The following is a 19,991-nucleotide window of genomic DNA, read 5'->3' on the forward strand; positions in this document are numbered from 1 at the left end:
TTTCGATTGCTTAACCTCTTCTGAACCGAGTAATTCAGCTAAAGGTGGTTAAGTCAATCGATGTCTGCAGCGCCAGGGCGGCCGCCCCGAACAGCCCGGCGTCGCGGCCCAGGGCCGCCGGCTCGACCCGCAGCCGGCGCAGGAACGCCATGCCGCCGCGGGCCGCCAGCGCCGCGCGGAGCGGGCCGAACAGCACCTCGCCCGCCTCGGCCACCCCGCCGCCGATGACGACCCGGTCCACGTCGCACAGCGCGGCCGTGGTGAGCAGCCCGGTCGCGAGGGCCTCGGCGCCGCGCGCGAACGCCCGCCCGGCGACGGGGTCCCCGGCCCGGGCGTCGCCGGCCAGGGCCCGGGCGTCGGGGCCGGACCAGCCCTGGGCGCGGGCCCAGCGGGCCATCGCCGGGCCGCTGGAGAAGGTCTCCACGCAGCCGACGGCGCCGCACGGGCACGCCGGTCCGCGCGGGTCGACGGTGATGTGGCCGATGTGCCCGGCATTGCCGGTCGGGCCGAGGTGCGGGCGGCCGTCGAGCACCAGGCCGCCGCCGATGCCGGTGGACACCACGACGCCGAGCAGCGATCCGGGCCGCCCGCCGCGCCACCACTCCCCGAGCGCCATGCACTGGGCGTCGCCGGCGAGGCTCAGTGGTACCCCCGGAAGCCAACCGGCCACAGTGGACACGAGCGGGAAGTCCCGCCACGCGGGGATGTTCACCGGGCTGACCGTCCCGCGCTCCCGGTCGAGGGGCCCGGCCGACCCGATCGCGGCCGCGGTGACGCCGGAGGACCCGGCCGCGGCGACGACCCGCCGCAGCACGTCGACCGGGTCGGCGCCCGCGATCGGCTCCTCGGCCCGGGCGTGGATCGCCCCGTCGGCGTCGATGACGGCCGCGGCGAACTTGGTACCGCCGACGTCGACGGCGAGCACGCGCGTCACGACCGGGCCTCGTTCACGTCGACGGCGAGCACGCGCGTCACGACCGGGCCTCGTTCACGTCGACGGCGAGCACGCGCGTCACGACCGGGCCTCGTTGACGCAGCGCAGCACCGGGTGGGCGACCAGCGCGGCCGGATCCAGCGCGACCTCGGCCCGGACGGCGAACACCACCGACTCCCCCGGCAGCAGGGTGACCAGCTGGTCGTCCACCGTCGCCGACGGGTGCAACCGATCCGGGAACAGTGCCAGATCACGCAGCATCGTGCGGGCGGTGATGCGCACCTCGTGTCCGCCCGGCACGTCGGTCACCTGCGCGTCGAACGCGGCCGGCGGGAACGGAACGCGCGGATCCTCGGCGAAGAAACGCACGTCCCGCGCACCGTCGAACGTCGCCTCGAGCAGCTGCGCCGCCCCGCCGGCGAGCCCGGCCGGCACCAGGGTCACCGTGCGCGGCGCGACGGTCACCGGACGCGACGACGAGGACATGACCGTGCCGTCGAGGTCGCGCAGGGTCAGGGTCAGCGTGCCGGTCCACGGCTCGGCGGTGTCGTTGACGGCCGCGACCCCGTCCTCGTGGAAGGTGAGCAGGCGCGGGGCGTAGGCGCGCCGCAGCGCGTACCACAGCGGCTTGCGCCGGCCGCCGCCGTCCACGGCCGCCCAGGACGTCACCGGCCAGCAGTCGTTGAGCTGCCAGACGACCGTGCCCATGCAGTAGGGCATGAGGGCCCGGAAGCGGCGGACCCCGAAGGCCATCGCGCGGGCCTGGTTGAGCTGCGTCCAGTAGTGCCAGTCGTCGAAGGTCTCCGGCCGCGGCAGGTGCTCGCCCAGGCCGGACAGCAGCTTCGCGTCGCCGTCGGCCGCCTTCTGGTGGTGGCGCACGCCCGGCGAGTCCGGGGTGAGCGGGTCGTCGGAGACCGCGGCGCGCAGGGTGGCGTAGGCGGGCGGGCCCTGGAAGCCGAACTCGGCGACGAACCGGGGCGTGTAGTCGGCGTAGTGGGTCCAGTCGCGCTCGCCCCAGACGGTCCAGATGTGGATGGTGCCGGTCGCCGGGTCGAGCACGTCGCGGTCCGGGTCGCCGGAGTACGGGGTGCCGGGCCAGTACGGCCGGCCCGGGTCGAGCTCGGCGACGAGCCGCGGCAGCAGGTCGTAATAGAAGCCGGCGCCCCAGCTACGGCCGTCGAGCTCGCCGGCCCAGCCCCACTGCTGGTGGCCCCAGATGTTCTCGTTGTTGCCGCACCACAGCACCAGGCTCGGGTGGCCCATGAGCCGGGCGATGTTGTCGCGGGCCTCGGCCTCGACCTCGGCCGCGAACGGCTCCTCCTCCGGGTAGGCGGCGCAGGCGAACGGGAAGTCCTGCCAGATCAGCAGGCCGAGCTCGTCGGCGCGGGCGTAGAAGGCGTCGGACTCGTACACCCCGCCGCCCCACACCCGCAGCATGTTCGCGCCGGCGTCGACGGCCTGGCCGAAGCGCTCGGAGAGCCGGGCCGGGCCGGTGCGGGCCGGGAAGGTGTCGTCGGGGATCCAGTTGAAGCCGCGCACGAAGACCGGCTCGCCGTTGACGACGAGCCGGAACGCGTCCGGGTCCAGCTCGACGTCGCGCAGCCCGACCCGGCCCGTCCAGACGTCATCGGCGGCGGTGACGCTGAGGTCGTACAGGTACTGCTCCCCGTGCCCGCGCGGCCACCACAGCCGCGCGTCGGGCACGTCGACCCGCAGCGTCGCCTCGGTCCGGCCCGCGGCGATCCGGCCCTCGGCCCGCACGCCGCCGACGGCCGCGCTCACCTCGACGGCCGCGCCCGCGCCCGCGTGCTCGACGACCACGACGACGTCGGCGCCGTCGCGGCGGCTGTGCGGGCGGACCTCGGCGATGCGCGTGCCGGACCAGGAGTGCAGGCCGATCGGGCGCCAGATGCCGGCGGTGACCAGGGTCGGGCCCCAGTCCCAGCCGAAGTTGCAGGCCATCTTGCGGATGAACGCGTAGGGCTCGTCGTACGGGCCCGGCCGCGCGCCGAGCTTCTCGGCCTGCGCCTCCGCGTACTCGTAGGGGGCGGTGAAGTCGACGACGAGCTCGTTCGGGCCCGGGCGCAGGTGCGGGGTGACGTCGAAGCGGTAGCGGCGGTGCATGTTTGCCGTCTCGCCGACCCGGTGCCCGTTCACGGTGACGGCGGCGATCGTGTCCAGGCCGTCGCAGACCAGGTCGACGCGGTCGAAGCCCTCCGGCTGCCATTGGACTTCGGTGGTGTACCGCCAGTGCGTCCGCCCGATCCAGCCGAGCCGGACCTCGTTGTCGTCCCGGTACGGGTCCTCGATGAGGCCGGCGGCGAGCAGGTCGGTGTGCACGCAGCCCGGCACCGTGGCGGGCACGTCGCGGAGGGTGTCGTCGTCCCCGAGGGCGGTGACGGTCCAGCCTTCGTGCAGCGAGCGGTACATCGGCGGCCCCTGTATCGTGCGTTGTTAACCGAGTAAGCGCGCCCAACGTAGCCAGAGGGTCAGGGGCTGTCAATGTGCGGCCACTTGGGCTTAGCATCACCTGAACCGAGCAAGACCCGAGGAGCCGAGGTGAAGCGACCGACCATCGCCGACATCGCCCGCGAGGCCGGGGTGTCGAAGGGCGCGGTGTCCTACGCGCTCAACGGCCGCCCGGGCGTCTCCCCCGCCACGCGGGAGCGCATCCTCGAGGTGGCCGGCCGGCTGAACTTCCACGCCGACACCAACGCGCGCGCCCTGGCCGGCGCCCAGGCCCGGGTCGTCGGCCTGACCCTGCAGCGCCCGCCGAGCACGCTGGGCGTCGAGCCGTTCTTCATGGAGCTCATCAGCGGCCTGGAGCTGGAGTTGTCCCGGCAGTCCTACGCGCTGCTGCTGCAGATGGCGTCCGGCCGCGACGAGGAGCTCGCCCATTACCGCCGCTGGCACAGCGAGGGCCGCGTCGACGGGGTGCTCGTGTGCGACGTCCGCACCGGCGACCCGCGCATCGCGGCCCTGGAGGAGCTGGGCCTGCCCGCGATCGTCATCGGCCCGCCGGACGCGAGCGGCACGCTGCCCAGCGTCTGGTCCGACGACGCGCAGTCGATGGTGGAGGCGGTGGAGTACCTGGCGGCGCTGGGCCACCGGCGCATCGCCCGGGTCGGCGGCATCGCCGAGTTCGCGCACACCGCGATCCGCACCGACGCGTTCACCGCGGTCTGCGCGCGCCTGGGCCTGCCCGACGCGGTGACCGTCGCCGCCGACTACACCGGCGAGTCGGGCGCCCGGGCCACGCGCCGCCTGCTCGGCGGGGCCGACCGGCCGACCGCGATCATCTACGACAACGACATCATGGCCGTGGCGGGCCTGACCGTCGCCCACGAGATGGGCGTGCCCGTCCCGTCCCGGCTGTCCATCATCGCCTGGGACGACTCGCCCGTCTGCCGCCTGCTGCACCCGCCGCTGACCGCCCTGACCAGGGACATCGGCGCCTACGGGGTGCGCGCGGCCCACCTGCTCCTGGCCGCCGTCGCGGGCGAGCCGGTGACCAGCACCCATGGCGCGCCGGCCCACCTGAGCCCGCGCGGCAGCACCGCCCGCCTGTCCGACCCCGCCTGACCGACCCGCCCTGACCGACCCCGCCTGACCACACCCCCATAGAACACGCCGAACCCGCAGCTCAGCGGGTCTTTCGGCCTGCCCGAAACGTACCAAATATCCGAATATAACGGTTCGGCCAAGGACCTTTACCGACGCCGCACCGCGGTGCCATTCTGCGTCCCGCTTCACTAAAACGCTTTAGGCCCGAATGGAGCGCACCAATGTTCAGACGAACGTTCGTCGCCGTGCTCGCCGCCACCGCCCTCGCGGCGGCCGCGTGCGGCGGCTCGAGCAAGTCCGGTTCGTCGGACGAGGCCCTGTCCCCCGCCGACGCCTCCGCCGTCTCCGGCGACATCACCGTGCTGACCAACCGCACCGACCTGGTCACCGACGGCACCATGCAGAAGTACGCCGACCAGTTCAAGCAGCTCTACCCGAAGGTGAACGTCAAGTTCGAGGGCGTCACCGACTACGAGGGCGAAGTCAAGATCCGGATGAACACCGAGAACTACGGCGACGTCCTGCTCATCCCGAACACGGTGTCGACCGACGACTACCCGAAGTACTTCGCGAGCCTGGGCGGCGCGGCCGACCTGGCGAACAAGTACAGCTTCACCGACAAGGCCAAGGTCGGCGACAAGGTGTACGGGGTGGCCGGCTTCGCGTACGTCAACGGCTTCGTCTACAACAAGGACGTCTGGAAGCAGGCGGGCGTCACGCAGTGGCCGGCCACGCCCGAGGAGTTCGTCGCCGACCTGCAGTCGATCAAGTCGAAGACGAGCGCCACGCCGTACTACACCAACTACCACGACGGCTGGCCGCTGAGCTCCTGGTCCAGCGTCGTCGGCTCGGTCACCTGCGACCCGAAGGCCAACGACAAGCTGCCCGGCACCGACCCGTGGGCGGCCGGCAGCGACCTGAACACCGGCGACACGCTGCTGTACGACATCGTCAAGAACAAGCTGTCCGAGGCCGACCCGACCACCACCAACTGGGAGGACTCGAAGGGCGCGATCGCCACCGGCAAGGTCGCCACGATGTGGCTCGGCTCGTGGGCCATCGTGCAGATGCAGGACGCGGCGAAGAAGGCCGGCAAGGACCCCGCCAGCATCGGCTACATGCCGTTCCCGAAGCAGGTCGGCGGCAGGTTCTGCTCGGTCGTGGCGCCGGACTACCAGTACGCGATCAACAGCCACTCGAAGAACAAGGCGGCCGCCCGCGCCTGGTTCGACTGGTTCATCGACAAGTCCGACGCGGCCGCGGTCAACCAGGCCGTCTCCGCGGTCAAGGGCGCCCCCATGCCGCCGGCGCTGCAGCCGTTCACCGCGGCCGGCGTGCAGTTCATCGAGCTGTCCCAGGCCGAGTCGGCGAAGCTGACGAAGATCGACAACGCCTCCGAGGTCGGCATCAGCAAGCCCGACTACCGGCAGAAGATCGTCGACACCGCGCGCGGCGCCGCCCCCGGCGACCTCAAGGGCATCTTCGCCGACCTGACCAAGCGCTGGACCGAGGCCGCGAAGACCGTCGGCTGACCCGGCGGGCCGGCGCCCCCCGACCGGGCGCCGGCCCGCAACCCCCGGAGAGGATCCAGATGCTCGACACCGTCACCCAAGCGCCGCTCGCGAGCGCCCCCGCCGCACCCCGGACGCGCCTGAAACGCCTGCTCACGCCGTGGATCTACCTGCTGCCGGCGCTCGCCCTGCTGGTCGTGTTCACCTACGTGCCCGTCGCCAGCATGGTCGGGTACAGCTTCACGGACTGGGACGGCCTGAGCGACGACCCCGCGTTCGTCGGGGCCGGCAACTACGCGGAGCTGTTCACCCGCCCGGAACTGTTCCAGGTGTTCTTCGTCAGCCTCTACTACCTGGCCGCCGCCGCGGTGCAGATCGTCCTGGCGCTGTACTTCGCGTTCATCCTCAGCTTCAACCTGCGGCTGCGGAACCTGTTCAAGGGCATCCTGTTCTTCCCGTACCTCATCAACGGCGTCGCCGTGTCGTTCGTCTTCCTGTACTTCTTCCGCCCGCACGGCACCCTCGACTCGGTGCTGGCGCTCGTCGGCGCGCACCCGGACAAGCTCTGGCTCGGCGACCCGGACCTCGTGAACGTGTCGCTGTCCGGGGTCTCGGTGTGGCGGTTCACCGGGCTCACGTTCGTGCTGTTCCTCGGCGCGATCCAGGCGATACCGGGCGAGCTGTACGAGGCCGCCGGGCTCGACGGGGCGAGCCGCTGGCAGATCTTCCGGCACATCGTCGCGCCCGGCATCCGCCCGATCATCGGCCTGAGCGTCATCCTCGCCGTGTCCGGGTCGCTGTCGGTGTTCGAGATCCCGTTCGTGATGACCGGCGGCGCGGGCGAGAGCAAGACGTTCGTGATCCAGACCATCAAGCTCGCCTTCCAGTTCAACAAGACGGGGCTCGCCTCGGCCGCGGCCGTCGTGCTGCTGATCATCGTCCTGCTGGTCACGTGGCTGCAGCGGCGCCTCGTGCCCGACGAGAGGACCGACCTGACGTGAGCGTGCGCGACGCCGCCGGCGCCTTCCTGCGGTACACCTCCCTCGTGATCGCCTCCGTGGTGGTCCTCCTGCCGCTGGTCACCGTGTTCCTGACCTCGCTCAAGACGCCGGCCGAGATGAGCTCGGGCGACACCCTCGACCTGCCGCACGACTGGCTGAACCTGCACAACTACGTCACGGCGTTCACCAACGGCCGGATGCTGACCGGGTTCGCGAACACCGCGGTCATCCTGCTCGTGTCCGTGGCCGGCACGGTCGTCGCGGGCACGCTCGCGGCCTACGCGCTGGACCGCTTCCAGTTCCGGTTCAAGCGGCTGGTCGTCGGGGCGTTCCTCGTCGCCACCCTCGTGCCCGGGGTCACCACCCAGGTGGCGACGTTCCGGGTGATCGACACGCTGGGGCTGTTCGACTCGCGGTGGGCGCCGATCCTGCTGTACATGGGGACCGACATCGTTGCCATCTACATCTTCCTGCAGTTCATGCGCGGCATCCCGGTCTCGCTCGACGAGGCGGCCCGGCTCGACGGCGCCTCGACGTTCAAGATCTACCGGTCGGTCATCCTGCCGCTGCTCAAGCCCGCGATCGCCACGGTCGTCATCATCAAGGGCATCTTCGTGTACAACGACTTCTACATCCCGTTCCTGTACATGCCCTCGGAGGACCTGGGCACCATCTCCACGTCGCTGTTCCGCTTCAAGGGCCCGTTCGGCGCCCACTGGGAGACGATCTCGGCCGGGGCGATCCTCGTCATCCTGCCCACCCTTATTCTGTTCCTGCTGCTCCAGCGGTTCATTTACAACGGCTTCACGTCCGGGGCCACCAAATGACCACGCAAGGAACCCCGTGAAACGCCCCACCATCAGCGACATCGCCGAGGCCGCCGGCGTCTCCATCGGCGCCGTCTCGTTCGCCCTGAACGACCGGCCCGGCGTGTCCGCGCGCACCCGCGAGCGCATCATGGCCATCGCCGCCGAGATGGGCTGGCAGCCCAGCGCGGCCGCCCGCAACCTCTCCGCGGCCCGGGCCGAGGCGATCGGGCTCGTCATCGCCCGCGACGCGGCCACGCTGGGCGTCGAGCCGTTCTACATGAAGTTCATCGCGGGCCTCGAGACCGAGCTGTCGGCGACCGGCACCGCCCTGGTGCTGCAGGTCGTCGGCGACCACGAGCGGGCGATCGAGGCGCTGCGCGGGCTGTGGGCCGCGCGGCGCATCGACGCGACGATCCTCACCGACCTGTGGACCGACGACGTCCGGGTCGCGGCCCTGGACAAGCTCGGGCTGCCCGGCATTCTGGTGGGTCATCCGTCGGTACGGCCGGAGGGCTCGACCGTCCCCGCGGTGTGGAGCGACGACGCGGCCGCGCTCACCGAGGCCGTCGGCTACCTGGCCGGCATCGGGCACCGGCGCATCGCCCGGGTCGGCGGCCTCGTCTCCCTCGCCCACACCCGCATCCGCACCGCGGCGTTCCGGGAGGCGGGCCGCCGCCACGCCCTGACCACGGCCGAGGTGGTCGACACCGACTACACATGGGAGGCCGGCGCCTGGGCCACCGAGCGCCTGCTGACCGCCGCCGAGCCGCCGACGGCGATCATGTTCGACAACGACATCATGGCCACCGCCGGCCTGCACGTGGCCCGCAAGCTGGGCGTCGACGTTCCCGGCCGGCTCTCGGTCCTGGCCGGCGACGACTCCCAGCTGTGCGAGATGGCCTACCCGGCCGTGAGCGCCCTGGCCCGGGACATCCATGCCTACGGGGCGAACACCGCCCGGATACTGCTCGGCGGCCGGCTCGAGGACTTCCAGGACGCCACGGCCCGGCTCCTGCTGCGGGACAGCATCGCGCCGCCCCCGACCTGAACCGGCCCCCGGCGGCGTGGCGCCGCTTCCGAACTGAACCGGTTACGCTTCGTCCCATGGCGGGGCGGCGACCGACGATGAGCGACATCGCGCGGCGCGTCGGCGTGTCCCGCGTCGCCGTCTCCTACGCGCTCAACGGCCGCCCCGGCGTCTCCGACGACCTGCGCGAACGGGTCCGCGAGGTCGCCCAGGAGCTCGGCTTCACCGCGCACCGCGCCGCCGTCGCCCTGCACGGCGCGGCCGCCGACGTGGTCGGCCTGGCCCTGCGGCGCACGTCCGCGGCCCTGCGCAGCGAGGTCTTCCGCCGGCAGTTCATCGCCGGGCTGCAGATGGAGCTGTACGCGCGCGGCTACGGCCTGGCCCTGCAGTTCGTCGAGCACACCGACGAGGAGATCGCCCTCTACCGCCGCTGGCACGCCGAGCGCCGCGTCGACGGCGTCATCCTCTGCGACCTGCGCACCGGCGACCCCCGCCTCGACGCCGTGCGCGAGCTGACCCTGCCGGCGGTCGTGGCCGGCGGCGCCGGGGAGCTGCCGGGCCTGGCCAACCTGTCGACTGACGAGCAGGCGGGCGCGGCCAAGATCGCCGGGCTGCTCTCGGCGCTGGGCCACCGCCGCATCGCCCGGGTGAGCGGCCCGCCCGACCTCGCGCACACCGCGGCCCGCACGGCCGCCCTGGCCACCGCGTTCGGCGCGGACGCGGTGCTGACCGTGGCCGCCGACTACACCGGCGAGGCCGCGGCGACCGCGACCCGGCGCATCCTGAGCGGCCGCGACCGCCCGAGCGCCATCGTGTACGACAACGACCTCATGGCCCTGGCCGGGCTCGGCGTGGCCGCCGAGATGCACGTCGCCGTGCCCGGCGCGGTGTCGATCCTGGCCTGGGAGGACTCCCCGCTGTGCCAGCTCGTGCACCCGGCCCTGACGGTGCTGCAGCGCAACATCACCGACTACGGCATGCGCACCGCCCGGCTGCTGTTCGAGCTGCTGGACGGCCGCCCGCCACGCAGCGTGCGCTACGGCAACGCGACCCTGGTCGTGCGCGACAGCACCGGCCCCGCCCAAATCATGAGCCGCTCGGCGCTCCCGGAAGGCGGGCCCCGGCCTCCCGCGGCATGATGGGATCATGACCGTTCGCGCCGGGCTCCTGCGCGGCGCCGGCCTTGTGGCTCTCGTGGCGCTGCTCGTGGCCGCCGCGCTCCTGGTCGGAGTGCCCGACGCCCAGCAACTGCGCAGCAGCGTCGACGCGCTCGGCTGGTGGGCCCCGGTGGCCTTCGGCGGCCTGTACGCCCTGGTGTCGCTCTCCCCGCTGCCGAAGACGGTCTTCACCCTGGCCGCCGGCGCGCTGTTCGGCCTCGCGGCCGGCGTCGTGGTCGTCGTGGCCGGCGCGATGCTCGGCGCCGTGGCCGCGTTCCACCTCGGCCGGCTGCTCGGCCGCGACACCGTGCACTGGCTCACCCGGGGCCGCCTCGACCGCCTCGACGCCGCCCTGGCCGGCCGCGGCCTGCGCACGGTCGTCGTGGCCCGGCTGATCCCGATCGTCCCGTTCACCGCGGTGAACTACGTGGCCGGCCTCACCTCGGTGCGGCAGCGCGACTTCACCCTGGGCACGGCGGTGGGCATCCTCCCCGCGACCACGGCCTACGTCACCGTCGGCGCCTACGGCTGGCACCCCGGCGCCTGGCCGATGTGGGCCGCGCTCGCCACGCTGCTGGTCCTCACCGTGGGCGGCGTCGTCGCCGGGCGGTACCGCCGCCGCCACCCGAAGCCGTCGGAGGCCCAGGCCCCGTCGCAGTAGGGTCACGCGCATGTGGCCCACGGTCGTTGCTGTGGTGCTTGGACCACGCGGCCTCGCTCAGCGGGCGGTCCAGCCGCCGTCGATGAGCATGACCTCGCCGGTGATGAGGGAAGCGGCCGGGGAGACGAGGAACAGCACGGCCCCCGCGACCTCCATCGGCTCGCCGATGCGGTGCAGGGCCGCGATGCGTTCGACGACGTCCGCGCGGTGGGCGGGGTCGGCGAGGTACTCCGCGGTGCCCGGCGTGTGCACGAACGTCGGGGCGACCGCGTTGACCGTGATGCCGTGCGGGCCCCACTCGACCGCCAGGCAGCGGGTGAGGTGCGCGATCGCGGCCTTCGTCATGCAGTACACCGACTCGCCCGGCAGCGCGACCGCCCCGGCCTGCGAGCCGACGTTCACGATCCGGCCGTAGCCCTGGCGGATCATCACCCGGCCCGCGGCCTGGCTGGCGAAGAACGTGCCCTTGAGGTTCACCCCGAGGGTGGCGTCGAAGTCCGCCTCGGTGACGTCCTCGGCCCGGTTCTCGGGCGCGATGCCGGCGTTGTTGACGAGGATGTCGAGCCGGCCGAAGCGCTCGGCCACGGCGTCGACGGCCGCGCGGACCTGGCCCGGGTCGGTGACGTCCATCTGCAGCGGCAGCACCCGCCGGCCGAGCGCCTCGATCTCGGCGGCCAGCCCGGCGTCGGCGCTGAGGTCGCGCAGGCCGATGGCCACGTCGGCGCCCGCGTTGGCGAGCGTGAGCGCGATGGCCCGGCCCAGGCCACGCGCCGCCCCCGTCACGAGGGCGGCGCGGCCCGGGATGTCGAACTGCGGGAAGTCGGTCACCACCCCAGACTAGGTCAGCGTCCAGCTCTGGTTCGCTGCGCCGGTGCACGACCAGATCTGGATCTGGGTGCCGTCGGCGCTGCTCTGCCCGGTCACGTCCAGGCATTTGCCGGTCTCCGGGTTCACGAGCGCCGACCCGGAGCGCGACCACTGCTGGTGGCCGTTGCCGTTGCAGTCCCACAGCTGCACCTTGGTGCCGTCCGCGTTCGTGCCCCCGGCCACGTCGAGGCACTTGCCCAGGGCCCGCAGCGTGCCGTCGGAGCCGGCCGTCCAGCTCTGGGCCCCGGTGCCGTTGCAGGTGTACAGCTGGATCTTCGTCCCGTTCGCGGTGCCCGACGCGGCCACGTCCAGGCACTTGCCGCCGAGGCCCTTCACGGGACCGGATCCGCCGCCGGGGGATGTGGAGCCGGGGACCGTGAACTCCCCGCGCACCAGGGCCCGGCTGCTGAAGTACGTGCTCTGCACGTTCGCGTTCGTGTTGTACGCCGGGTCCTGCAGGTACTCGGCCCAGACCATGAAGTACGTCCAGCGGGGCTGGGCGTTGAGCAGCGCCACGCTCGGCACCTGCCCGACCTCGGCCAGCGCGATCGGCTTGCCGCCGGCCACGTTGAGCATCGCCTGGTAGTCCGAGGCGCTCGGGGCGAGCTTCACCCAGATGTCGAGCGAGGCGACGTCCACATAGGACGCTCCCGGCCAGTAGTCGCCGATCGAGCCCATGTTGACGTCCTTGACGTTCCACACCCACACGAGGTTGGACAGGCCCTGCGCGGTGTAGTAGTCGTGCACGATCTGGAACAGCCGGCGGCTGCCGTTGGCGCCCGGCCGGCCGCCCCACCACGACCATCCCTCGTTCATCTCGTGGATCGGGCGGAACAGCACCGGCACGCCGGCGCTCTGCAGCTGCCGCAGGTACGGCACGGCCTCGTTGAGCCGGTTCTTGAACGCGGTGTTGAGCGCGGAGCCGTCGGTGATGAGCTGGCTCCACTGGGTGTCGGAGAGGTGGCTGAGCACGCCGCTGCTGTCCCAACCGCAGGTCGAGCCGACCGTCGGCGGGCACATGTGCCAGGTCAGGGCGACGATCGAGCCGCCCTGCCACTGCCGGATGGCCTCGCTGACCATCGTCTGGCGCGCGTTGACGTCGGAGGAGGCGAACAGGAAGTCGCCGCCCCACAGGCCGGGCGTCTGCCCGGTGATGCCCTGGGCCACCCGCGTCCACTTGGTCGGGTCCGAGTTGGGTTCGCGGTTGTGCTGGCCGGTGATCGTGTACTGCCCGGAGATGCCCGACAGGTAGCTGACGAGCGCGGCCCGCGTCGATGCGGGGAACGCCTGGGCGGGTGCGGGGTTGGCGATGAGCGCGGCGAGCAGGATCGCCGCCGCGGCGAGAGCCTTGCGCACGGGGAACTCCCTCCGATGAAGGGCCGGGCGAGGCGGCGCCCGGCTCCATCAGTTCAGTACCTTTACTGAACCGAGTAAGTGCCCCGACACTAGAACCGGAGAGCTACGGCTGTCAATAAGGTCTGAAGCGAGTGAGTCAGCCGACCGTCTCCACGCCCTCAGCGACCGTCAGCAGGTTCAGGCTGTGCGCCAGGTCGACGATCGCCCGCACCAGCGCGGTCTGCCCGGCCACGTCGTCGCGGCTGTGCGGCAGGAACGAGCGGTCGATCTTCACGCTGCGCGGCTCCGGCGCCGCATCCTCGTCGACCAACGCCGGGACCAGCGGCACGGCGCAGCGCGGGCACCTCGGCTCGAACCGGCCGGCCGCCAGGTCGTCCAGCGCACGCGAGGCCGGCCGGACCGCGCCGTGCACCGGGCAGGCGTACGCCCCCTCGCCGTAGACCACCATCGAGCTGGCCAGCACCAGCCGCCGCAGGCCGACGCGGGCCATCTCGGCCAGCAGCACCGCGGTGCCTACGTCCACATCGGACCGTACGTCGAGGACCTGGCCCGCACGTACACCGCCGCGCTCAACGGCCTACTGCCACGCGACCCGATGCTGGTCTGCGCCCAGACGTCCGTCGTGGACCCGACTCGGTCGCCGCCCGGCAAGCACGTGCTGTGGATCCAGGTCCATCGCCGGCTCGATGCACCTGCGGCAGAACTTCGCATTCCGGCCGTTCCCCGGCATGTCCCGCTACAAGACCCCGGTCCGGCACCTGTACCTGATCGGAGCGTCCACCGGGCCGGGCGGCGGCGTCAACGGCCTGTCCGGCGACCACGTCGCCCGGTACCCGATCCGCCGGACACGTCAGCGGCGCAGCGCCCGGTAACTCAGCTTGAGAAGCCTCACGATCACCTGCGTGTCGAACATGAACGCGATCATTGAAATGGTGGGTGCGGACCGTCTGAAACCGGATGCACCCGGCTGAACCGTGTCTCCCGATCGCCAAATGCAAAGTGCCTCGCCCAGATCATGCTCGGCGTGATCCGGTAGCCTAGGCCGGCCAGTTCGCCGTGGATGCGCCGACACCCCCAACATTTTCGGCCAGGGCAGGGCCGTGGTTCGGGTCACCGAGTCAAGCCTCGGCTGGATCAACAGGTTACGTGGAACAAGCCGACCGCCGTGCCCTTCATCCGGTTCCAAACGTTGGTCACTTTTGGCGTCGGCACCAGCCTCACGCGGCAATTCTTTCGTTTCAGATAGGCCGCTGCCTCAGGCGAGAGCGTTACGTTGCCGTCCTGCCCGCTGCCCACGATCAAACGGTCCGCGCCGGCCGCCTGCTTGTACACGTATCTCGCTTCTTGCCGCGAGATCGTGTGTGACGTGCCGTAGACGGCTCTGGAGAGCTTCTTCTTGCGCTTCTTCACCCGACCGTCGGGCCGAATGATGACGTCGTGGTTGAAGACTGTTCCGTCGACCGTGATCGAACCAAATCTCGTCCCATCGATGTGAGGTTTCATCGTTCACCTCCAGGGCCCAACAGCTGGACGCTCATCGCCCTGCGGCCAGCCTATGCCGACGATGGTCCATTTCGTCGGCCCGCGCGGCATCTCGTCATCGGGGAACCCCAACTCGCGGTTGAAGGCGGTGCGATCCGGACCGCCGAACTCACCGCGCCAGGGTACCGGCACGAGGTCTTCTCCTGCTGGCATCCGCTGTTCGTCGGCGGGCCGGCGTACCCGGGACTCAAGGACGACCTGGACCGGCGTGGTCTTACCTACCGCAACACCGCCACCCCGACCGGCGTCGCGATGACCGGCGGGGCGGCCGCTGTTCTGAGCACCGACGAGGATGCCCTGACCGCCGAGCTGGACCAGTACGCCGACGGTGACGGCGCGGTGTGGCGGCGGGAGATGGACGAGTTCGGCGCTCAGTCCAAGCTCGCGTTCGGGGCGACATGCAGATCCACGCGGCGCTGCGCGAACCGCTGCGCTGGCGCGACAGCCGGCTCGACAGCGTGCCCCTGGTACATGTGACGCCGGGCCTGGACGGGGTGCGCAAGGCCGTCGGCGAGGCGGGCCGCGACATGTTGCCCGCTCGGCCGTCGATCGCGGCAGGACAGCCCACCGTGCTCGATCCGTCCCGGGCGCCCGACGGCGCCGCGGTGCTGTGGATCCAGCTGCTGGAGACCCCGTACCGGCCGAGCGCCGACGCCGCCGGTGAGATCGATGTAGGCGACGGCAGGTGGACGCCGCAGCTGACCGAGGCCTACGCCGACCGGGTGTTCGCCCAGCTCGGCGAGCAGGTGACCAACCTCGACCGGGCGATGCTGGCCCGCGCGGTGCTCAGCCCCGCCGACCTGGAGCGGGAGAACCCCAATCTGGTGCACGGCGACCCGTACTCCGGCGCCTGCACCCTGGACCAGTTCCTGCTCTGGCGGCCGATACCGCCCCGCCCGGGCCACCAGACACCGGTCGAGCGGCTCTGGCACATAGGGGCCGCGACCCACCCCGGACCCGGACTGTCCGGCGCGTCGGGTCACATCGTCGCGGCCCACTTGCTCCGCCGTGGCCCCCTCGAACGGCTACGCGGCCTGCTCGCTGCGCGGTAACAACTCTGATGGGGGAAGGGCTGGCATGTCTGCTCGCTATGAGCCGGTGGTGGTGGGCGCGGGACACGACGGTCGATCCTGCCGGGCCGGTGTCGCTGGCACCGATCCGTTCCAGACTTGGACGGTGGGCTCACCGGGGGGCGATTCGGTGAGCGAAAGGCCGCGGGGTGACAGCATCATCCGGACTCCTGACCAGCACCTCCGGGTGTTCGTGAGTTCTACGCTGGGTGAGCTGGCTGATGAGCGACAGGCCGTCTCTCGCGCCATCTCGACGCTCAGGCTCACGCCGGTGATGTTCGAGTCCGGGGCGCGGCCGCACCCTCCCCGCGAGTGGACGCCGGTTCGAGCGGCCCATCGAATTCGCGCCTCGAGGTGGGCGCGCGTGACGATCATGCGGGATGATCCGGCGCTGTGGATTGGTCGTCGGTGTTCGAGTATCGGGATCTTCGGCCGGGAGTTACGCAGCGGCAGCTTGCCAGCTTCGTGGCCGAGGTGCGTCAGCCGCCCACCGAGCAGGAGATCGCCGACGTCGCCGCGCAGCAGCGCAACCTGGTGCCGCCCGACGGCCCGGGGCGCGCCTCGTACCGGCCGATCGACCCGAGCCGGTGGCAGCTGCCCGAACGGCCGCTGCCACCCGGTTACCTTGCCCTGCTGGCGTGGTCAGGCGGCGGTGACTTCGGCAATGGTGAGCGGTGGCTGCAGCTGTTCCCGATCGATGGCCCAAGCGGAGTACGGGCGATGATGCTGGCCTACCACGTTCCGGAGTACATGCCCGCGGCGCTGCCGTTCGCGTTCAACGGCGGCGGCGTGTTCTACCTGTTCGACATGCGCGAGCCCGCCGACGCCGACGGCGAGTACCCGGTGGTCGCCGCACACGCAGGCAACCTCGGCTGGGCCGGCCACGACGAGTGCTACCCGCCGGAGTGCTGGCCCGTCGCCGACGGCTTGGCGCAGGCATGCCGAGGGCGAACCAACATCGAGGATCTCGCTGACTGCGACTGCCACGCCCCGTCGGCCGGGTTCCCTGACCTGCCCGAGACCGCCGACATCTACGTCGACCATGTACCGCCCGACTCCGTCGCGACCCTGAGCCGTCTCAGGAAGCTGCTCGCCGTCACATGGCCGATCGGTGCACTTCGCGAATTGCTGGCCAGCCAGCCGATCCTTGCCGTACAGGGTGGCCGACCGTACGCACTCCACCACGTGCTCGAGCAGTCCGCGGACCTTCGGCCATACCTGTTCTACGACGCACAGGGAAGACTCGAACCGGTATGGCCCGATGATCAATAGCTCTCAGCGACCAGCGGCAGAAGAGGATGTCGCTGATCAGCCGTCCTGGACGCTGGACGAACGGTCGGCCGCTCTCATGAAGACTCGAAAGGTTGTGCAGGGGTGGTCGGGACACGCACGGCAGACGCCGGCAGCGATCAGCTCATCACGTAGTCGCGGCGGAGTGTTCGGATGATGGGCAACGTACTCTCGGTTGACCGTCAACCCTGGGCGCCGGGAGGCTTTGGCCTCTTCCGTTTCCTGGCGGGCCAGGAGTTCTAGCGCTTCAGGCGGGGTTCGAGGATGGAGTAGAGCGTTCCATTGCACGCTGTGGTCCTCATCCTGCAGCAATGTTGCGAGGGCGTCGGGTGGAGTGTTCGGGTTTCGGGCGGTCCACAGCCGCACTGCCCGGATCGGGTCTCTTGCCAGGGTCCGAAGGCGTTGGGTCGTCGTAGCAGCGGCCCGGGATTCGTACACCCTGAGAAGGCCGAGCCTGCGTTCGACCGCAGGTCGAATGTGTCGGGGTTCCATAGCTGCATGGTCGCAGCGGCGACGGCGCCGACGCACCTGTAACCCGGCTTGATCGTGTGCCCCCTCCGCGGCATATGCGGATGCCTTGAGGACGGTCCCGCGGCTGTGCTTGTCGCCGGTGGGCTCGGGCAGCGGCCACTCCCGCAGCACCCGGGGCGTGATGATCTCAGTCGTCGGCACCGACGGCCTCCTGCGTCGTCGCGGCCGCCTCGCGCAGGTGGCCGACCTCGTTGAACAGCTCGGGGCGCAGCACCCCGCCGGCGCCGGTCCAGCTGCTCACCGAGCAGTTGGCCATGGCGGTCGCGCGGGACAGCCCCAGGAGCGTCTCCTCGTCGAGGCTTTCGAGGAGGTACCGCAGCAGCAGCACGATCGCCTCGTGCCCGACGAGCAGGACCCGCCCGCCCGGGTGGTCCGCGCGCACGTCGCGCATCAGGCTGCGCAGGCGCAACAGCACGTCGGACCAGGATTCGCCGCCCGGCGGCCGGTAGTACAGCTTGCCGAGGCGCTGTCGCCGGGCCGCCTCCAGCGGCAGGCGCACGGCCACGCCCCGGTTCGTGAGCAGGTCGAGTACGCCGAGCTCGCGGTCGCGGAGGCGCTCGTCGTACCGCACGGGGATCCCGGTCCCGGCCAGCGCCACCGCCGCCGTCTCCCGGGTGCGCAGGTAGGGCGAGACGACGGCGAACTCGGGCGCCTCGGGCGGGGGCAGCGCGCGAATCCACCGGCCGACGGCGGCGGCCTGCTCGCGGCCGAGGTCGGTCAGCGGCACGTCGGCGTCGCGCTCGGCGAGGTCGATGACCTCGAGCCCGCCGCGCTCGGCCGCCTCCGCCCGCACGTTGCCGACGCTCTGCCCGTGCCGCACCACACCCAGCCAGCCCAGTTCCGCCATGCGGGGTGCGTACCCACCGATGGTCCACTTGAAAGCTACTGTCCTGCGCATGGGGATCTCGTGGTCCGCCGTGCCGGGGCCGGTGCGGGCGGGTGTGGAGGCGCGTCTCGGCGGCCGGGTGGCCGGCGCGGTCGATGTGAGCGGCGGGCACTCGGAGGGCGCCGCGGCCCGGCTGCGGCTCGCCGACGGGCGGGACGTGTTCGTGAAGGCGGCGGCCGACCCGGCGGTGCGCGACTTCCACCGGCGCGAGGCGGTCGTCGCGGCGCGGCTGCCTGTGTCGGTACCGTCGCCGCCTCTGCTGTTCGCTTTTGACGACGGCCCCTGGGCCGTGCTGGTCTTCGAGTTCGTGGCGGCGGTGCTGCCCTCGCCGGCGGACCGGCCGCGGGTCCTCGACACCGTGACCGTCATGGCCTCCGCGCTGACGCCGGCCCCGGTGCGCCCGGCGACTCCGCCGCGGCTGGGCGGGTTCGCGGGGCTGGCCGCGGCGGATCTGGCGCGGGTGTCGCCGTGGGCCGCCGAGCACCTCGACGACCTGGTGGCGCTGGAGTCCGCGGCCGCCCGGGACGGCGACACGCTCCTGCACGGCGACCTGTACCTGTTCAACGCGCTGGTGTCGCCGTCACGCGTGTACATCGTGGACTGGGCGCACGCGTGGGTGGGCCCGCGCTACTGCGACGCGCTCATGCTGATGGCCGGCGCCCCGGACGCCGCCGCGTTGTGCGCGGCGAACCCGCTGACCCGCGACCTGCCGCCCCGCACGGTCGACGCGTTCCTCGCCGCGCACGCCGGCTTCCTGCTGGCGCTGGCGCTGCGGGCCACGAACCCGGCGGTGGGCGGCACGGCGACAGCGCTCGGACGGGCGTCGGCGGAGTGGCTTTCACGGAGACTGTACAGCGCCACGTGATAGTGTCGGGTGCCATGGTGTTCAAGAAGATGCTCGCCGCCCTCGGGGTCGGCGGCCCGAGCGTCGACACGGTGCTCGACACCCCCACCGCCCGTCCCGGCGGCTTCCTCGACGGCCACGTGCACATCCAGGGCGGCGACGCCGACGCCCGCATCGAGCACGTCGTGCTCGCGCTGGCCACCGGCGCCCTCGACCTGCACCGCGAGTCGGTCGCCGACCACTTCACCGTCCGCGCCGGCACCACCGAGTCGATCCCGTTCCGCCTGGCGGTGCCGTGGGAGACCCCGATCACGAGCGTGTACGACCGCCCCCTGCGCGGCATGGTGATGGGCGTACGCACCGAACTGGAGATCGCGGGCGCCCGCGACAAGGGCGACCTCGACCCGGTGTCGATCACGCCGCTCCCGGCCCAGCAGGCGATCCTCGACGCCTTCGCCGAGCTCGGCTTCCGCTTCAAACACGCCGAGGTGGAGCACGGCCACCTCCACGGCGTGCCGCAGCGCCGCCCGATTTATCAGGAGATCGAGTTCTGGCCGCCGGAGCGGTACGCGGGCCGCGTCAACGAGGTCGAGCTGACCTTCGTCGCCGACCCGGACGGCGTGGAGGTGCTCCTGGCGCTGGACAGGCGCGGCGGCCGCGACGCCTACAGCCGCTTCGGCATCACCCACGCCGCGGCCGGCGCCACCAACTGGACCGCGACGGTCGACGGCTGGCTCCGCGAGGCGACCGACCGCCACTTCGCCGCCCCCGCCTACGGCCACGGCCACGGCCACGACCCCCACGGGCGGCGCGGGATGGGCATGGGCACGGTGGTGGCGGCGGGCGCGGCGGGCATCGTGGGCGGCCTGGTCGCGGGCGAGGTCATCGACGAGGTCTTCGACGACGACGGTGGCGACTTCGGCGACTTCGAGTAGCCGGGG

General features: G+C 71.8%; 20 protein-coding genes and 2 pseudogenes. 14 read left to right on the plus strand and 8 right to left on the minus strand.

Annotation, left to right across the window (positions count from 1 at the left end; genetic code table 11):
- Positions 1-34: 34 nt before the first annotated feature.
- Both AB0B76_RS11095 and AB0B76_RS11100 read right to left on the minus strand, forming a co-directional pair.
- Positions 35-934 carry an ROK family protein gene (locus AB0B76_RS11095; RefSeq protein ID WP_360373029.1) on the minus strand — a complete coding sequence of 300 codons (900 nt, stop codon included), beginning with the start codon at positions 932-934 and terminating at the stop codon, positions 35-37.
- A gap of 78 nt (positions 935-1,012) precedes the next feature.
- The gene (locus tag AB0B76_RS11100) at positions 1,013-3,364 is read right to left on the minus strand and encodes a glycoside hydrolase family 2 protein (RefSeq protein ID WP_360373032.1); all 2,352 of its coding nucleotides are present in this window, start codon (positions 3,362-3,364) and stop codon (positions 1,013-1,015) included.
- Positions 3,365-3,493: 129 nt separating this feature from the next.
- Between AB0B76_RS11100 and AB0B76_RS11105 the strand changes: the two genes are divergently transcribed.
- The 7 genes from AB0B76_RS11105 (at position 3,494) to AB0B76_RS11135 (ending at position 10,664) form a co-directional block, all read left to right on the plus strand.
- Positions 3,494-4,516, plus strand: coding sequence for a LacI family DNA-binding transcriptional regulator (locus tag AB0B76_RS11105; RefSeq protein WP_360373035.1), 1,023 nt, complete (start codon positions 3,494-3,496; stop codon positions 4,514-4,516).
- 203 nt (positions 4,517-4,719) lie between these two features.
- Positions 4,720-6,030, plus strand: a complete 1,311-nt coding sequence (locus AB0B76_RS11110; RefSeq protein ID WP_360373038.1) for an extracellular solute-binding protein — start codon at positions 4,720-4,722, stop codon at positions 6,028-6,030.
- A 59-nt stretch (positions 6,031-6,089) separates the two neighbouring features.
- On the plus strand, positions 6,090-7,010 hold the full coding sequence (locus AB0B76_RS11115) for a sugar ABC transporter permease (protein ID WP_360373041.1): 921 nt from the start codon (positions 6,090-6,092) through the stop codon (positions 7,008-7,010).
- On the plus strand, positions 7,007-7,837 hold the full coding sequence (locus AB0B76_RS11120) for a carbohydrate ABC transporter permease (RefSeq protein WP_360373044.1): 831 nt from the start codon (positions 7,007-7,009) through the stop codon (positions 7,835-7,837). The genes AB0B76_RS11115 and AB0B76_RS11120 overlap by 4 nt, the downstream gene beginning before the upstream one ends.
- Before the next feature lie 16 nt (positions 7,838-7,853).
- Entirely contained in the window at positions 7,854-8,867 is a 1,014-nt protein-coding gene (locus AB0B76_RS11125; RefSeq protein ID WP_360373047.1) for a LacI family DNA-binding transcriptional regulator, read from the plus strand.
- 56 nt (positions 8,868-8,923) lie between these two features.
- Positions 8,924-9,985, plus strand: coding sequence for a LacI family DNA-binding transcriptional regulator (locus tag AB0B76_RS11130; protein WP_360373050.1), 1,062 nt, complete (start codon positions 8,924-8,926; stop codon positions 9,983-9,985).
- Positions 9,986-9,992: 7 nt separating this feature from the next.
- On the plus strand, positions 9,993-10,664 hold the full coding sequence (locus tag AB0B76_RS11135) for a TVP38/TMEM64 family protein (RefSeq protein ID WP_360373053.1): 672 nt from the start codon (positions 9,993-9,995) through the stop codon (positions 10,662-10,664).
- A 57-nt stretch (positions 10,665-10,721) separates the two neighbouring features.
- Here AB0B76_RS11135 and AB0B76_RS11140 read toward each other — a convergent pair whose 3' ends face one another.
- From AB0B76_RS11140 to AB0B76_RS11150, 3 genes and pseudogenes are all read right to left on the minus strand, one after another.
- Positions 10,722-11,492 carry an SDR family NAD(P)-dependent oxidoreductase gene (locus AB0B76_RS11140; RefSeq protein WP_360373056.1) on the minus strand — a complete coding sequence of 257 codons (771 nt, stop codon included), beginning with the start codon at positions 11,490-11,492 and terminating at the stop codon, positions 10,722-10,724.
- 9 nt (positions 11,493-11,501) lie between these two features.
- Complete coding sequence (locus tag AB0B76_RS11145) at positions 11,502-12,887, minus strand: lectin (RefSeq protein WP_360373059.1); 1,386 nt, start codon at positions 12,885-12,887, stop codon at positions 11,502-11,504.
- 136 nt (positions 12,888-13,023) lie between these two features.
- Positions 13,024-13,407, minus strand: a pseudogene (locus AB0B76_RS11150) (EAL domain-containing protein); the annotation flags it as partial.
- A gap of 166 nt (positions 13,408-13,573) precedes the next feature.
- On the opposite strand from AB0B76_RS11150, the gene AB0B76_RS11155 reads away from it, so the two are divergent.
- On the plus strand, positions 13,574-13,759 hold the full coding sequence (locus AB0B76_RS11155) for a hypothetical protein (RefSeq protein WP_360373062.1): 186 nt from the start codon (positions 13,574-13,576) through the stop codon (positions 13,757-13,759).
- Between the two features lie 262 nt (positions 13,760-14,021).
- Here AB0B76_RS11155 and AB0B76_RS11160 read toward each other — a convergent pair whose 3' ends face one another.
- On the minus strand, positions 14,022-14,390 hold the full coding sequence (locus tag AB0B76_RS11160) for an MTH938/NDUFAF3 family protein (protein WP_360373065.1): 369 nt from the start codon (positions 14,388-14,390) through the stop codon (positions 14,022-14,024).
- On the opposite strand from AB0B76_RS11160, the gene AB0B76_RS11165 reads away from it, so the two are divergent.
- The 4 genes and pseudogenes from AB0B76_RS11165 (at position 14,325) to AB0B76_RS11180 (ending at position 16,771) form a co-directional block, all read left to right on the plus strand.
- Positions 14,325-14,906, plus strand: a complete 582-nt coding sequence (locus AB0B76_RS11165; RefSeq protein ID WP_360373658.1) for a hypothetical protein — start codon at positions 14,325-14,327, stop codon at positions 14,904-14,906. The two genes, AB0B76_RS11160 and AB0B76_RS11165, sit on opposite strands and share 66 nt — an antisense overlap.
- The gene (locus tag AB0B76_RS11170; protein ID WP_360373068.1) at positions 14,828-15,481 is read left to right on the plus strand and encodes a hypothetical protein; all 654 of its coding nucleotides are present in this window, start codon (positions 14,828-14,830) and stop codon (positions 15,479-15,481) included. Before AB0B76_RS11165 ends, AB0B76_RS11170 begins: the two co-directional genes overlap by 79 nt.
- Positions 15,482-15,506: 25 nt before the next feature.
- Positions 15,507-15,803 (plus strand): annotated as a pseudogene (locus AB0B76_RS11175) (DUF4062 domain-containing protein); the annotation flags it as partial.
- Between the two features lie 104 nt (positions 15,804-15,907).
- Complete coding sequence (locus tag AB0B76_RS11180; protein ID WP_360373071.1) at positions 15,908-16,771, plus strand: SMI1/KNR4 family protein; 864 nt, start codon at positions 15,908-15,910, stop codon at positions 16,769-16,771.
- A gap of 36 nt (positions 16,772-16,807) precedes the next feature.
- Here the strand turns inward: AB0B76_RS11180 and AB0B76_RS11185 are convergent, their stop codons facing one another.
- On the minus strand, positions 16,808-17,281 hold the full coding sequence (locus AB0B76_RS11185; RefSeq protein ID WP_360373074.1) for a hypothetical protein: 474 nt from the start codon (positions 17,279-17,281) through the stop codon (positions 16,808-16,810).
- A 166-nt stretch (positions 17,282-17,447) separates the two neighbouring features.
- The gene (locus tag AB0B76_RS11190; RefSeq protein ID WP_360373077.1) at positions 17,448-18,167 is read right to left on the minus strand and encodes a histidine phosphatase family protein; all 720 of its coding nucleotides are present in this window, start codon (positions 18,165-18,167) and stop codon (positions 17,448-17,450) included.
- A gap of 49 nt (positions 18,168-18,216) precedes the next feature.
- On the opposite strand from AB0B76_RS11190, the gene AB0B76_RS11195 reads away from it, so the two are divergent.
- Both AB0B76_RS11195 and AB0B76_RS11200 read left to right on the plus strand, forming a co-directional pair.
- The gene (locus AB0B76_RS11195; RefSeq protein ID WP_360373080.1) at positions 18,217-19,071 is read left to right on the plus strand and encodes an aminoglycoside phosphotransferase family protein; all 855 of its coding nucleotides are present in this window, start codon (positions 18,217-18,219) and stop codon (positions 19,069-19,071) included.
- 14 nt (positions 19,072-19,085) lie between these two features.
- On the plus strand, positions 19,086-19,985 hold the full coding sequence (locus AB0B76_RS11200; RefSeq protein WP_360373083.1) for a sporulation protein: 900 nt from the start codon (positions 19,086-19,088) through the stop codon (positions 19,983-19,985).
- Positions 19,986-19,991 lie beyond the last annotated feature (6 nt).

It is taken from the genome of Dactylosporangium sp. NPDC049140 (genome assembly GCF_040648435.1).

Excerpts from the sequence above, each read along its gene's own strand:
- AB0B76_RS11100 (WP_360373032.1), bottom strand. The coding sequence starts at position 3,364 with ATGTACCGCTCGCTGCACGAAGGCTGGACCGTCACCGCCCTCGGGGAC.
- AB0B76_RS11110 (WP_360373038.1), top strand. The coding sequence starts at position 4,720 with ATGTTCAGACGAACGTTCGTCGCCGTGCTCGCCGCCACCGCCCTCGCG.
- AB0B76_RS11115 (WP_360373041.1), top strand. The coding sequence starts at position 6,090 with ATGCTCGACACCGTCACCCAAGCGCCGCTCGCGAGCGCCCCCGCCGCA.
- AB0B76_RS11130 (WP_360373050.1), top strand. The coding sequence starts at position 8,924 with ATGGCGGGGCGGCGACCGACGATGAGCGACATCGCGCGGCGCGTCGGC.
- AB0B76_RS11135 (WP_360373053.1), top strand. The coding sequence starts at position 9,993 with ATGACCGTTCGCGCCGGGCTCCTGCGCGGCGCCGGCCTTGTGGCTCTC.
- AB0B76_RS11155 (WP_360373062.1), top strand. The coding sequence starts at position 13,574 with ATGCACCTGCGGCAGAACTTCGCATTCCGGCCGTTCCCCGGCATGTCC.
- AB0B76_RS11160 (WP_360373065.1), bottom strand. The coding sequence starts at position 14,390 with ATGAAACCTCACATCGATGGGACGAGATTTGGTTCGATCACGGTCGAC.
- AB0B76_RS11170 (WP_360373068.1), top strand. The coding sequence starts at position 14,828 with ATGCAGATCCACGCGGCGCTGCGCGAACCGCTGCGCTGGCGCGACAGC.
- AB0B76_RS11185 (WP_360373074.1), bottom strand. The coding sequence starts at position 17,281 with ATGGAACCCCGACACATTCGACCTGCGGTCGAACGCAGGCTCGGCCTT.
- AB0B76_RS11190 (WP_360373077.1), bottom strand. The coding sequence starts at position 18,167 with ATGGCGGAACTGGGCTGGCTGGGTGTGGTGCGGCACGGGCAGAGCGTC.
- AB0B76_RS11195 (WP_360373080.1), top strand. The coding sequence starts at position 18,217 with ATGGGGATCTCGTGGTCCGCCGTGCCGGGGCCGGTGCGGGCGGGTGTG.
- AB0B76_RS11200 (WP_360373083.1), top strand. The coding sequence starts at position 19,086 with ATGGTGTTCAAGAAGATGCTCGCCGCCCTCGGGGTCGGCGGCCCGAGC.